Below are 13638 nucleotides of genomic sequence, written 5' to 3' on the forward strand. Positions count from 1 at the left end.
AAACACCGGCCAAGGAATGACAATGCACGGGCTGCATTGCTCAGATAGAATGGCGGCTTTTGCAAACCAAGGTGACTTATACAGTGACTTCCAGACGTACGTTGCCTGCGGAGTGGGCTTCCCAAAGCGCAGTCATGTTGACCTGGCCTCATCCCGGAACCGACTGGGCAAAGCGCATGGCCGACGTGGAGCCCGTGTTCGAGGCCATTGCCAAAGCGGTCCTCCGTTTTGAACACCTGGTGATCAGCTGCGAGTTCGTGGCACGTCTCCAGCAACTTGGCCAGCAGCTGAACGCTTATGCCGAAGGCAACGGGTTACCAGGTCGCGTAATCACTGTGCCAGCCCCGGCCAACGACACTTGGGCCAGGGACCACGGCCCCATCACCGTGGATACCGCTGACGGCCCCGCTCTGCTGGACTTCCGGTTCAATGCCTGGGGAGACAAATTTCCCTGGGAAAAAGACGATGCCCTCAACCGGCACCTGGCGAACGCGGGCGTTTTCGGCAAACACCCACTGCAGCCAGTGGATTTTGTCCTGGAAGGCGGCTCTATAGAATCCGATGGCGCCGGCACCTTGCTCACTACCAGCGAGTGCCTGCTGACTCCGTCCAGAAACCCATCCATGGATCGGACGGCTATCGAGCAATTGCTGGAGGAAGTCCTCGGGGTCGATCGTATTCTCTGGCTCAACCACGGATATCTGGCGGGCGACGATACCGACAGCCACATCGATACCCTGGCACGGTTCTGCGCGCCTGATCATATCTGCTATGTGACCTGCCCGGATGTTGCGGACGAGCACTACAGCGCCCTGGCGGCGATGGAAGAAGAATTGCAGGAATTCCGTCAGGCCGACGGCACCCCCTATCGCCTGACGCCCCTGCCCTGGCCCGACCCGATTTACGATGAGGACGGCGAACGGTTGCCAGCGACCTACGCCAACTTCCTGATCATCAACGGCGCAGTTCTGCTGCCAGTCTACGATGTGCCGCAGGACGAAGAAGCCGTCCGCATCATGGCGGGCATCTTCCCAGACCGGGAGATTATTCCAATTGACTGCCGCCCGCTCATTTACCAGCACGGCAGTCTGCACTGCGTAACCATGCAAATTCCTGCGGGGATGGTAACGGTATGACCAGCACGAACACCAGCTCCAACCTGAAGGTCGCCGCCATTCAGCAAACCTGCAGTCCCGACAAGAACCAGAGTCTCGCGACATCCGAACGCCTGATACGGCAGGCTGCGGTGGATGGCGCGCAGTTGATTGTCCTGCAGGAGCTGCACGCCACCCAGTATTTCTGCCAGACCGAAGACACCGCCATTTTTGAGCTTGCAGAGCCCATTCCCGGGCCCACCAGCAACTATCTGTCTGGTCTCGCAAAAGAATTAGGCGTTGTGCTTGTGGGTTCTATTTTTGAAAGGCGCATGAATGGCGTTTACCACAACACATCTGTGGTGTTCGACACCGATGGCAGCCTGGCCGGGCTGTACCGGAAAATGCACATCCCGGACGACCCGGGCTTTTATGAGAAATTCTACTTTACTCCCGGTGATGCCACCTTCAATGACGGCAGCAGCGGGTTTACCCCCATCCAGACTTCCGTTGGTAAGCTGGGGGTCCTTGTGTGCTGGGACCAGTGGTACCCGGAAGCGGCCCGACTGATGGCACTGGCCGGCGCGGAAATACTGATCTACCCGACCGCCATTGGCTGGGACGTGACCGACGATCCAGACGAACAGGCCCGGCAACTGGACGCCTGGGTGACCGTTCAGCGTGGCCATGCGGTAGCCAACAACCTTCCGGTTATCGCCCCGAATCGCGTTGGGACCGAGCCAGATCCTTCCGGCCAAAGCGATGGCATCCGGTTCTGGGGGAACAGTTTCATCTGTGGCCCTCAGGGCGAGTTTCTGGCCCGCGGCAACGAGACTGACGAGTGTATCCTGTCGGTAACCCTGAACCGCCAGCGCACCGAATCCATCCGGAGAATCTGGCCGTACCTCAGGGACAGGCGCATCGATGCCTACGGCGACATTCTGAAACGGGTGAGGGACTGAAACCGGCATGAAACAGAAAATGGACACGGTCGTCAGCGCCCTTAACAAGGTACTGCTGGGCAAGGAGAATCAGGTTCGTCTGGCGCTCTGCGGCCTGCTTGCCCGCGGCCACCTGTTGATTGAAGATATTCCGGGCATGGGCAAGACCACCCTCTCCCATGCGCTGGCAAAAATCATGGGGTTAAGCTATCAGCGAATCCAGTTCACCAATGACCTGCTGCCTGCAGACGTCCTCGGCTACTCCATGTATGACAAGCAGGCCGGCGGGCTCGTGTTTCACCCCGGCCCCATCTTCGCCCAGGTGGTTCTGGCAGACGAAATCAACCGCGCGTCACCGCGCACCCAAAGCGCCCTGCTGGAAGCCATGGAAGAAAGGCAGGTATCCATTGAGGGGGAAACCCGACCACTACCTACCCCGTTCTTTGTGATCGCAACCCAGAACCCCATAGAGCAAGGCGGCACCTTTCCCCTGCCTGAATCCCAGCTTGACCGGTTTCTGATGCGACTTCGGCTGGGCTACCCCGACCCGAAAGCGGAACGGGAGCTGCTGGAGGGCGAAGACCGCAAACACCTTACCGATCGTTTGCAGGCCATACTCCCGCACGATGAGCTGGTGGCCTTGCAGCAGGCCGTGGAAAAGGTATCCGCCAGCCCGGCTTTGCTGGATTACCTGCAACGCCTTCTTGAGCAGAGCCGGCGCATGCCCGGATTGCTTTACGGCTTGTCCCCGAGGGCGGGCCTCGGCCTGCTGAGAGCCGCCAAAGCATGGGCACTGATGGAAGGTCGTAATCACGTACTGCCCGACGACGTGCAGGCCGTCTTCCCCGCCGTAGCCGAACATCGCCTGGAACAGGGAGAATCCGGTAAAGCCCGGGAGCGGGTGCGCCAGCTGTTAACGACCGTATCGGTGCTTGAATAATCCGGGTCTGACCACATAGCAACGTTTTATAAGCCACATTGGCGTAAACGAATGGCAGCCCGGTCATTTCATGTTAGCCTTTTGCCAGATTTCAGATGAGCGGCTCCCGTTCTGCCCTCCGAAGGGACAGAGGAGAGCCGTCGAATACGCATACTTCATTTCAGTGAGACACAGATGAGCGAAACCCGACATTCCCGACTGATCATTCTTGGCTCCGGCCCGGCCGGCTACACCGCTGCAGTCTATGCCGCGCGCGCCAACCTGAACCCGACCCTGATCACCGGTATCGAAGTGGGCGGCCAGCTGACCACCACCACTGACGTAGACAACTGGCCGGGCGACAATGACGGCGTTCAGGGCCCCGAGCTCATGCAGCGCATGCAGAAGCACGCCGAGCGTTTTGAAACCAGCATCGTGTACGACACCATCAACGAAGCTGATCTGAACAACCGCCCGTTCCGGCTCAAAGGCGACAACGGCGAATACACCTGTGACGCTCTGATCATTGCCACTGGCGCCTCTGCCATGTATCTGGGGCTTGAATCCGAAGAGAAGTTCAAGGGTCAGGGCGTGTCGGCCTGCGCCACCTGTGACGGCTTCTTCTACCGCAAGCAGAAAGTCGCGGTTATCGGCGGCGGCAATACTGCTGTGGAAGAGGCGCTGTATCTCTCGAACATCGCTGATGAAGTGACCCTGGTTCATCGCCGTGACAAGCTTCGGGCCGAGAAGATCCTTCAGGACAAACTCTTCGAGAAAGCAGAAAACGGCAACGTCAACATCATCTGGGACCACACCCTGGACGAAGTGCTCGGCGATGGCACCGGTGTTACCGGCATGCGCATCCGGAACACCAAAGATGGCAGCACCCAGGATCTGGAGCTGGCCGGCGTATTTATCGCGATCGGCCACAAGCCGAATACCAGCCTGTTTGAAGGGCAACTGGATATGGCTAACGGCTACATCCGGATTCGCTCCGGCCTCGACGGCATGGCCACCCAGACCAGCATTCCAGGCGTGTTCGCGGCTGGCGACGTAGCCGATCACGTCTATCGGCAGGCTGTGACGTCCGCCGGGTTTGGTTGCATGGCTGCGCTCGACGCCGAAAAGTTTCTTGATCAACAAGGCTAACTGCTCAGGAGCAGAATGACGTCGCTACCCTGGCTGGATCCTGATCAATTCTGGTTTCCTCCCGCAGAAGAAGCGCTGGAGGATCCCGATGGCCTGCTTGCCCTGGGTGGCGACCTGTCTCCGGAACGCCTGATTCTGGCCTATCGGAATGGCATTTTCCCCTGGTTCAGTGACGACCAGCCCATTCTCTGGTGGTCACCGAACCCTCGTTGCGTGCTGTTTCCCTCTGACATCCACATCTCCCGGAGCTTGCGCCGGACGCTGAACCAGCGTCGATTCCATATCACCACCGATCAATGCTTTGGCCGCATCATTCGGCTCTGCGCAAACACCCGCGCTGAGGGCACCTGGATTACTGACGACATGATGGCAGCGTATACCGAGCTGCATAAACGAGGTATCGCCCACTCCATTGAAGTCTGGAATCGCAACAATGAGCTCGCAGGCGGCATGTACGGTCTGGCTATCGGCCGCTGTTTCTTCGGCGAATCCATGTTTTCACTGGAAACCAACGCCTCCAAAGTACTGATGGTGCATCTGGCCCACCAGCTCGGCGAATGGGGTTATCAGCTCATGGATTGCCAGGTAGAGAGCGACCACTTGCTGACAATGGGCGCGCGCAGTATTCCGAGGGCGGAGTTTTTATCTATACTCAGGGCATGTGTCGATCGGAAACCGGACCAGCCAGACTGGAACTTCAGCTGGCAATGGCCCTGCCCGGAGGTGAAATGAGTAATCTCAGAACGCTCGTTTTCTTTGCCACTCCTCCTCACGATTGCAGTTACCTGCCAGACCGTGAAGCGACCACCATGTTTGTGGACCCTCGCGCCCACATCGACAGAAAGCTCTACAGCCAGTTAACCGCACTGGGCTTCCGTCGCAGCGGCTCACATTACTACCGTCCGCACTGCGAAAGCTGCAACGCCTGTGTTCCGGTGCGCCTGCAGGTTGGCCAATTCGAGCCAGACCGGAATCAACGCCGGGTGCTTCGCAAAAATGCCGACCTCGACTGCAAGCTGGTGCCAGCAGCATTCAGTGAACGCTATTACCGGCTGTATGCCCACTATATAGAGGAGCGTCATCGCGACGGGGACATGTATCCACCTTCAAGAGAACAATTTACCTCGTTCCTCGTGGAGGGGGCTACCGACTCCTGGTTCCTCGAAATGTCTCTTGATGGTGACCTGGTGGGACTGGCAGCCGTCGACCTGCTGGATGATGGCCTCTCGGCCATCTACACCGTCTTCGCGCCGGAACTGGAGCACCGGAGCCTGGGCACTTTCGCAGTGCTCTGGCAGATTGAGGAAGCCAAACGGCGGGAATTGCCGCATCTGTATCTGGGGTACTGGATAAAAGAATGTCGGAAAATGAACTATAAAACCCGCTTTAAGCCCATTGAGGCCTTGCGGGATGGCCACTGGCGCGAGATGTCGACCGACTGAGTTTTGCCAAACGTGGAGAATTCAGGCAGAATTGCGCAATTTAAAATCACCGAAAAGTATTCCGAACGAGGTTTCTACTGAATGGCGAAATCAGATGTCATTGAAATGGAAGGCGTTATTATCGACACCCTTCCCAACACCATGTTCCGCGTTGAGCTGTCCAACGGCCACGTTGTGACTGCACACATCTCCGGAAAAATGCGCAAGAATTACATCCGCATTCTGACTGGTGACAAGGTCAAGGTTGAGCTGACTCCCTACGACCTCAGCAAGGGCCGCATCGTATACCGCGCCCGTTAATCGGCCAGGCTGACATCTGAAAAGCCCCGCAAATGCGGGGCTTTTTTGATTTATACCATCCGTTATTCCCGGTTCTGATCCGAGCACTCACGACCCCCAGGGTTCGTGTAGCAGCGGATTTTTCTCAGTATGGTCATCATGTCCTCGTGATACACCGCAGCCGCTAACCGGGATTCCGGGTCCGATGAAGACAACAGATCCAGCCGGACCTGCCTGAGCATTTCCTGATAATCCCGCTTATCTTTGGCAGCTATATGGATCCACCTGTCCTCGGGGACACGCTCTTCGAACTGGCGGATGATCCGGATGGCTTCGGGATACAAACGGGCCATCGTCTTTCGAGAATCACGAACAAAGCCGTCGGTAAAGGTCCCTTCCCTGGCAAAGAGCTGCACGGTCACCTGACCAACCGGATAACGAACTATTCCCCCGTTTTCACCTGCGCCGCGAAACATCTCCAACACCTCCCACGCCGCCGCGGGTGCATAACTGATGTCCACCGCGCCGGAATTGAACAGATTGGCAAAATTGGAAATTTTGGCCTCAACCGGCTCAGCACCAACGAAACTCACCATATGGCGGGCATCGTGATGTCCCTGGAAAACACTGAAGCGCTTGCCCTTGAGTGCATCTACATGATCAATCGCCCTGTCTTTCACGAATAGATAAGCAGCGCCCATTGGCGCCACTCCAAGCATTTGATAGCCATTCTGCGTTAAATAAGGTTCGAGCCTTGGTCGCGACAGGCCGTACAACAGAACCCGAAGATCTTCGTAGTATGGTATGGCACCGATTGCGCTGATCGAGCCCGTAAAATCGTTAAAGTTCCGGGCTCCCATATCTGTTAGGGCAACGAGATCACATCGGCCTTCCCGAAAATCCCTGACCGCCGCATCCTCATCGGTATAGGGCCGCATGTTCAGAAGCACCCTGTTCTGAAGTGCACTTCGCTGATACTCCCGAAGCAACTGGTAGACAAATCCGCTGGCCCCGGCAACATCAAACACGCAGAACGATTTGGAGTCAGTTGACGCTTTTGCAGGACTCGCCATAGCAAAAGAAACAAATGCCAATAACGCAAAAATTGAAGGGATATTCTTAGTCATCAACGGCTGCATCCTTATTGTTGTTTGCATACCGCGAGTCGGGCCGCGGACACCTATAAAAATGACAGATGTTCACGACCAATGAATTGACGGTTCCGCCAGCGTTTTATGCAGAATCTGGCCAACGGGCATTCAGGACCAGGAATGATCAGACAAAAAAAACCGCTGGACGGGTAGCCCGACCAGCGGTTTCATGAGGCTCGGAGAGGTCAGACCGCCTCGGCCGGCTCGTCCTCATAATCAAAGGTCAGCTCATCGTCCTTGAGCTGAATGAATACATCACCGCCGTGCTCCGATAACCGACCGAACAGGATCTGCTCCGCCAGCGGGCGCTTGATCTTGTCCTGGATCAGCCGCGCCATCGGTCGGGCACCCATGGTTACGTCATAACCTTTCTCCGCCAGCCAGAGCTTGGCCGCATCATCAACGTGAAGCACAACATGCTTCTCGTCCAGCTGCGCCTGAAGCTCGGTAAGGAACTTGTCCACCACGTGAGTGATGGTGTCCTTCTGCAGATCGGCGAACTGGATAATGCCATCCAGTCGATTGCGGAACTCCGGCGTGAAGGTTTTGCTGATCACCTCCATGCCGTCGGTGCTGTGATCCTGCTCATTGAAGCCGATCGAGCGGCGGGCCATGCTTTCAGCGCCCGCGTTGGTGGTCATCACCAGAATCACGTGGCGGAAATCCGCCTTACGGCCATTGTTATCCGTCAGGGTGCCGTGGTCCATCACCTGCAGCAGCAGATTGAAGACTTCAGGATGCGCCTTCTCGATCTCATCCAGCAGCAACACGCAGTGCGGATGCTTGTTGACCGCTTCGGTCAGCAGACCGCCCTGGTCATAGCCGACATAGCCCGGAGGCGCACCAATCAGGCGTGAGACGGTATGACGCTCCATGTACTCTGACATATCGAAGCGAACAAGCTCGATGCCCAGCACCTTCGCCAGCTGCTTGGTGACTTCCGTTTTACCGACACCGGTCGGCCCGGCAAACAGGAAGGCACCTTCCGGCTTCTCAGGCGCTTTCAGGCCTGCCCGAGCCAGCTTGATGGCGGTTGACAGGGATTCGATCGCCGGATCCTGACCGAACACCACCATTTTCAGATCGCGCTCAAGATTGCGCAGCAGATCCTTGTCGCTGGTGGAAACATTCTTCGGCGGAATTCGCGCAATATTGGCGACCACGTCTTCGATGTCGGTCACGTCAATGGTCTTCTTGCGCTTGTCTTCCGGCTGCAGCCGCTGCCGTGCACCGGCTTCGTCGATCACGTCGATGGCCTTGTCCGGCAGGTGCCGGTCGGTGATGTACCGGTCTGCCAGCTCTGCGGCTACCCGCAACGCCTTGTCGGTGTACTTGAGATCGTGATGTTTCTCGAAGTTCGGCTTGAGACCCTTGAGGATCTGGTAAGTGTCCTCAACGCTCGGCTCGTTGACATCAATTTTCTGGAAGCGACGCGCCAGGGCGCTGTCTTTCTCGAAAATACCGCGGAACTCCTGAAACGTGGTCGAACCAATGCAACGGAGTTCGCCTGAACTGAGCATAGGTTTAAGCAGGTTGGAGGCATCCATCACGCCGCCCGACGCAGATCCGGCACCGATGATGGTGTGGATCTCATCGATGAACAGAATGGCATGATTCTGCTTCTTCAGGTCACTCAAAAGGCCCTTGAGGCGTTTTTCAAAATCGCCACGATACTTGGTACCGGCCAGTAACGCGCCCATATCCAGTGAGTAGACGACGGCATCCGAAATAATCTCCGGCACCTGCCCGTCCACAATCCTCTTGGCCAGACCCTCGGCAATGGCTGTCTTGCCAACGCCGGCCTCGCCCACCAGCAAGGGGTTGTTCTTGCGGCGGCGAACCAGAATCTGTACCACCCGCTCAACCTCATGCTCACGGCCAATCAGCGGATCAATACGACCCTGCCGTGCCTGTTCGTTGAGGTTAGTGGCGTAGCTCTCCAGCGGACGGGAATGACCGCCCTCTTCCGCTGCTTCGTCCTGGGCAGCGTGATCCGCGCCTTCCTGGTCTTCTGCTCCCTGAACCCGGGAGATACCATGGGATACGAAATTAACCACGTCAATCCGAGCAATATTCTGTTTTTTCAGCACATAAACCGCCTGGCTTTCCTGCTCACTGAAGATGGCTACCAGTACGTTTGCTCCGGTTACCTCCTTCTTGCCAGACGACTGCACATGGAATACCGCTCTCTGCAGTACCCGCTGGAACCCCAAAGTGGGTTGGGTTTCGCGCTCACTGTCGGAGCTAGGGATCAGGGGGGTGGTGGAGTCCACAAACTCTACCAACTCTTCCTCAAGGCGCTTCAGGTCTGCACCACAGGCTTTCAGGACACCCACTGCCGATTCATTGTCGAGAAGGGCCAGCAACAAATGCTCGACGGTCATGAATTCATGACGCTTGTCCCTCGCATTTTTGAAGGCCGTATTCAGCGTAATTTCCAGATCTTTACTCAGCATGGGCCACCCCAACGTCTGTCAGTCCGCACGTTCAATCTCGCAAAGGAGCGGATGTTCGCATTCCGAGGAATACTGGTTCACCTGTGCTGCCTTTGTTTCCGCGATGTCTCGGGTATATACCCCACATACGGCTTTTCCCTGCGTATGGACGAGCAGCATCACCTGCGTCGCCTTTTCTTCGTTCATGGCGAAGAACTTCATCAGTACGTCCACCACAAAATCCATGGGTGTGTAATCATCATTCAGGAGCACAACCCGGTAACGCGCCGGGCGCTTCAGGGCAGGCTTCTCCGGCGCAACACTGACCCCCTCATGGCGACCGGGTTGTTCATCCTCCCCCTGATTGAATACTAGTAGAGAATTCTCAATTGTCCGCATGGTTCCATATACCGGTTATTCGGTTCCTGACTTAAATGTGGATGCGTGGCAGCGTGTTTTCAAGCCAACACTGCCCACAAGCGTGCGTTGTTTATCAATACGAACATGATACCGCTTCCAGACCTGCCAGAACCACCTGTTCCGCAGTATCCGGCACTTGACTCAGGCGCCGGTTTGGCCGACAGTTAATGTGCATTGTTAAAGAATGTAAACTCATGCTTCATCGTGTAACCGGAAACCACAGCCAATACCGGTTTCACGTTGTTGGCAACAGTTCAGGCGCCACCAGGGCGCTGTGAATTCAACACACAAGACCAATAATAAGGGAGCACCTGCCGAGCCTCTGGAACTTGCCCGCCATACACGGGCACCAAGTACAGAGGAACAGTCAGCGCCTCCCAAAGTGACAGCAAAGGAACAGGGGAGTTCATCATGCCAAGAGGCAAAGTCAAATGGTTCAATAATGCCAAGGGATACGGCTTCATCATTGAAGATGGCTGCAGCGATGACCTGTTTGCCCATTTCTCCTCAGTCCAGATGGATGGCTACAAAACCCTCAAGGCCGGTCAGACGGTAACGTTCGACAAGAAGCCCAGTGACAAGGGCGTCCACGCCATTAACATTGTTCCGGACGAGGTTCCGGCCAGAGAGTCCGGGGCGAAAACGGCATCGGATTCGTCGGATCAGGCGGCTCAATCCAGCAACAGCAACGAGAGCTACACGCCCCGTGCTGTAAACGGCTGATGCCAGGCGTTGCCTGAAGCCCTCAGCCAACGCCGGCAGCCTGCCATTTCTTTCCTTTTCCCACCGGTTCTGTCGGTGGGCTGGCTTCGTGCTTTTTAATCAACGGTGATTGCAGTAGTCTTGGCGCTTTCGCGCATTTCCGGCACAGGACTTCACCCATGGCGAAGCTGATTCTCTTCAACAAACCGTTTCACGTATTGAGTCAGTTTACCGACGAGCGCGCCAGCCATCCCAGAGCTACCCTAGCCGACTGGATTGATCAACCCGGCGTTTATCCTGCCGGTCGACTCGATTACGATTCCGAAGGGCTTTTACTGCTCACCGACGAGGGCGCATTACAGCATCGTATCGCATCGCCCACCAACAAAATGCCCAAGACTTATTGGGTTCAGGTCGAAGGTGAGCTCACAGACGAGGCCCTGCAAAAACTTCGCAAAGGCGTAGTGTTGAAAGACGGGATCACGCGGCCGGCCAGAGCGGATCGACTTGAAACACCCGACCTGTGGCCCCGCAACCCGCCGGTGAGATTTCGACAGAATGTGCCTACCACTTGGCTGGCGCTGACGATTACCGAAGGCAAAAACCGGCAGGTACGCAGAATGACGGCGGCGGTAGGCTACCCTACCCTGAGACTGATCCGGGTCCGCATCGGGGACTGGACCCTGGATAACCTGAAGCCCGGCGAATACCGAAGTGTTACGGTCAATCTGCCCGACACTCCCCCGAAACTATCAACCAGGCCCAAAAGGAGGCGTCACCGATCATGACCTGGAAACCCCATGCCACCGTGGCGGTGGTTGTTGAAGACGATCAGGGCCGGTTTCTTCTGGTTGAGGAAGTCAGTGGCGGGAAGGTGGTTTTCAATCAGCCCGCAGGCCATATAGAGGAAAACGAGGCCATTCTGGATGCCGTACGCCGGGAAACCCTGGAAGAGACCGGGTGGGAGATAGAACCGGTTTTTTTCCTCGGCATCTACACCTACAAGGCCCCCGCCAATGGTGTCACCTACTACCGGTTCTGTTATGCCGCCAAAGCCCTCCGGCACGCCACCGACAAGCTGGATACCGGCATCATCGGCCCGCACTGGCTGACGCCGGAGGAAATCCGGGAACTCGGTGACCAGCTTCGAAGCCCGCTGGTGCTCCAGTGCATCGAGGATTACCGAAACGGACGCAAATTCCCTCTTGATGTGGTTGTGGATGGACAGACGTAATCACCGGATGATGTTAAAATTCGCGCTTTTGACCGGTTCCCAGACGAAATGACCCAGAATACTGAGCCCCAATCCCCCGCGCACACCCGCGTGATCGTCGGCATGTCCGGCGGCGTGGATTCGTCCGTTGCTGCCTGGCTCCTGAAAGATCAGGGGTACCAGGTGGAAGGCCTGTTCATGAAAAACTGGGACGAGGACGACGGGACCGAATACTGTACTGCAATGACCGATCTGGCAGATGCCCAGGCAGTTGCCGACGCCATCGGCATCAAACTGCACACCGCCAGCTTCGCTGCGGAGTACTGGGACCGGGTATTCGAGCATTTTCTGTCGGAATACAGTGCCGGCCGAACCCCCAACCCGGACATCCTCTGCAACAAGGAAGTAAAATTCCGGGCGTTTCTGGATTACGCCGTTACTCTGGGCGCCGACTATATCGCGACCGGCCATTACACACGCCAGCGCCCGCTCAACGATGGTAGCGGCAAGGCCCAGTTGCTCAAGGGACTGGACCCCAACAAAGACCAGAGCTACTTTCTCCATGCCGTCTCCGGCGAGCGCATCGCCCGCACCCTGTTTCCGGTGGGCGAACTGGAAAAGCCGGAGGTTCGCCGGATTGCTGAAGAGCAGGGGTTCGTTACTCACGATAAAAAAGATTCGACAGGAATCTGTTTTATCGGGGAACGGAAGTTTACCGATTTTCTGAAACAGTACCTGCCCGCTCAGCCCGGCAACATTGAAACGCCCGACGGCACGGTGATTGGCAAACATCAAGGCCTGATGTACCACACCATCGGGCAACGTCAGGGCCTTGGCATTGGCGGTCTTGCGGAGTTTGGCGACGAGCCCTGGTATGTGGCAGAAAAAGACCTCAAGCGGAATGTATTGATTGCCGTCCAGGGCAAGCATCACCCGCTGTTATTTTCGCGGGGACTGGTCTCGGGCCCTGTTGACTGGGTGGCCGGCGAACCTCCGGCACAGAAGTTCCGCTGCAAGGCGAAAACCCGATATCGCCAACCGGATCAGGATTGCGAGGTTACCGTCATAGACGGTGGCGTGAAGGTCGTCTTCGACGACGCCCAGCGTGCCGTAACTCCCGGCCAGTCCGTGGTTTTCTATCAGGGTGAGGTGTGCCTGGGCGGCGGCGTTATTGAACAGACCTGGCGCGATAACGAAGCCTTACCGGCAAGACTTGAGCACCAGGCAAGTGAAGGATCTGACACATGAGCCGCTCCCTGCATGACCAGACCCTGGCGCTGGCCGGCCTGTGTCAGGCTGCGACCCTGGTGCAGCAGATTGCCCATAATGGCAACTGCAATGAAGACAGCCTGGAAACCTGTATTCGCTCATTGTTTGCCACCAACCCGGCCTCCACACTGGATGTCTACGGCGGCGAACTGTCTGACATACGGGAAGGATTGACGGTGCTTTCGACGGTACTGGCCCAGCACGGCCAACCCCAGGACGTAGAAATCCTGCGGTACATGTTCAACCTGATCCAGCTTGAAGCCAAACTCAAACGCTCCCCGGACATGCTGGACGTTATCGGCAACAGGATCGAGCAGGCCCGGCATACGGCCAGCCATTTCGGTTACAGTCACAGCAACCTTCTGGGCAATCTGGCCTCAATCTATGCCGACACCATCAGCACCTTTCGTTTGCGCATTCAGGTAACCGGCAACCCGCAGATACTCCAGCGTAATGAAAATGCAGACAAGGTACGGGCCCTGTTGCTGGCCGGCATCCGATCTGCCGTGCTGTGGAGGCAAAGTGGCGGCCACCGCTGGCAACTCATTTTCACCCGCAAGAAGGTCATCAGCCATGCCCGGGAGTTGCTGCGCTGATTCAGCGAGCCGGCTGGTGTATCATTAG

General features: G+C 56.8%; 15 protein-coding genes. 12 read left to right on the forward strand and 3 right to left on the reverse strand.

Annotated features, from left to right (window positions below; genetic code table 11):
• Positions 1-83: 83 nt before the first annotated feature.
• The 7 genes from Q675_RS21320 to infA all read left to right on the forward strand — a co-directional run bounded on the left by Q675_RS21320 (position 84) and on the right by infA (position 5845).
• Complete coding sequence (locus Q675_RS21320) at positions 84-1136, forward strand: agmatine/peptidylarginine deiminase (protein ID WP_081698825.1); 1053 nt, start codon at positions 84-86, stop codon at positions 1134-1136.
• Positions 1133-2056, forward strand: a complete 924-nt coding sequence (locus tag Q675_RS21325) for a carbon-nitrogen hydrolase (RefSeq protein ID WP_022991063.1) — start codon at positions 1133-1135, stop codon at positions 2054-2056. Before Q675_RS21320 ends, Q675_RS21325 begins: the two co-directional genes overlap by 4 nt.
• Before the next feature lie 7 nt (positions 2057-2063).
• A complete protein-coding gene (locus Q675_RS21330) occupies positions 2064-2975 on the forward strand; it encodes an AAA family ATPase (protein ID WP_022991062.1) in 912 nt (303 codons plus the stop codon).
• Positions 2976-3149: 174 nt separating this feature from the next.
• Positions 3150-4103: a thioredoxin-disulfide reductase gene (trxB, locus tag Q675_RS21335; RefSeq protein ID WP_022991061.1), complete on the forward strand. Its 954-nt coding sequence runs from the start codon at positions 3150-3152 to the stop codon at positions 4101-4103.
• A 15-nt stretch (positions 4104-4118) separates the two neighbouring features.
• Positions 4119-4835, forward strand: a complete 717-nt coding sequence (gene aat / locus Q675_RS21340) for a leucyl/phenylalanyl-tRNA--protein transferase (RefSeq protein ID WP_022991060.1) — start codon at positions 4119-4121, stop codon at positions 4833-4835.
• Positions 4832-5545, forward strand: a complete 714-nt coding sequence (locus Q675_RS21345; protein ID WP_014421227.1) for an arginyltransferase — start codon at positions 4832-4834, stop codon at positions 5543-5545. Before aat ends, Q675_RS21345 begins: the two co-directional genes overlap by 4 nt.
• Before the next feature lie 81 nt (positions 5546-5626).
• Positions 5627-5845, forward strand: coding sequence for a translation initiation factor IF-1 (gene infA, locus Q675_RS21350; RefSeq protein WP_014421226.1), 219 nt, complete (start codon positions 5627-5629; stop codon positions 5843-5845).
• 62 nt (positions 5846-5907) lie between these two features.
• Here infA and Q675_RS21355 read toward each other — a convergent pair whose 3' ends face one another.
• The 3 genes from Q675_RS21355 to clpS form a co-directional block, all read right to left on the reverse strand.
• Positions 5908-6951: a putative solute-binding protein gene (locus Q675_RS21355; RefSeq protein ID WP_023010444.1), complete on the reverse strand. Its 1044-nt coding sequence runs from the start codon at positions 6949-6951 to the stop codon at positions 5908-5910.
• Positions 6952-7160: 209 nt separating this feature from the next.
• Positions 7161-9431, reverse strand: a complete 2271-nt coding sequence (gene clpA / locus Q675_RS21360; RefSeq protein ID WP_022991058.1) for an ATP-dependent Clp protease ATP-binding subunit ClpA — start codon at positions 9429-9431, stop codon at positions 7161-7163.
• 18 nt (positions 9432-9449) lie between these two features.
• A complete protein-coding gene (gene clpS / locus Q675_RS21365) occupies positions 9450-9809 on the reverse strand; it encodes an ATP-dependent Clp protease adapter ClpS (RefSeq protein WP_011785238.1) in 360 nt (119 codons plus the stop codon).
• A 432-nt stretch (positions 9810-10241) separates the two neighbouring features.
• On the opposite strand from clpS, the gene Q675_RS38550 reads away from it, so the two are divergent.
• The 5 genes from Q675_RS38550 to hflD all read left to right on the forward strand — a co-directional run bounded on the left by Q675_RS38550 (position 10242) and on the right by hflD (position 13610).
• Positions 10242-10553 (forward strand): cold shock domain-containing protein, encoded by a 312-nt coding sequence (locus Q675_RS38550; protein ID WP_011785239.1) that lies wholly within the window; start codon positions 10242-10244, stop codon positions 10551-10553.
• A gap of 158 nt (positions 10554-10711) precedes the next feature.
• Positions 10712-11320: a pseudouridine synthase gene (locus Q675_RS21375; RefSeq protein ID WP_022991057.1), complete on the forward strand. Its 609-nt coding sequence runs from the start codon at positions 10712-10714 to the stop codon at positions 11318-11320.
• Positions 11317-11766, forward strand: coding sequence for an NUDIX hydrolase (locus Q675_RS21380; protein ID WP_011785241.1), 450 nt, complete (start codon positions 11317-11319; stop codon positions 11764-11766). The genes Q675_RS21375 and Q675_RS21380 overlap by 4 nt, the downstream gene beginning before the upstream one ends.
• 48 nt (positions 11767-11814) lie before the next feature.
• Complete coding sequence (gene mnmA, locus Q675_RS21385) at positions 11815-12993, forward strand: tRNA 2-thiouridine(34) synthase MnmA (protein WP_011785242.1); 1179 nt, start codon at positions 11815-11817, stop codon at positions 12991-12993.
• The gene (gene hflD / locus Q675_RS21390) at positions 12990-13610 is read left to right on the forward strand and encodes a high frequency lysogenization protein HflD (RefSeq protein WP_011785243.1); all 621 of its coding nucleotides are present in this window, start codon (positions 12990-12992) and stop codon (positions 13608-13610) included. The genes mnmA and hflD overlap by 4 nt, the downstream gene beginning before the upstream one ends.
• The last annotated feature ends 28 nt before the right edge of the window (positions 13611-13638 follow it).

The organism is Marinobacter sp. EN3, from assembly GCF_000475315.1.
In the GTDB taxonomy this organism is placed as follows: Bacteria; Pseudomonadota; Gammaproteobacteria; order Pseudomonadales; family Oleiphilaceae; genus Marinobacter; species Marinobacter nauticus.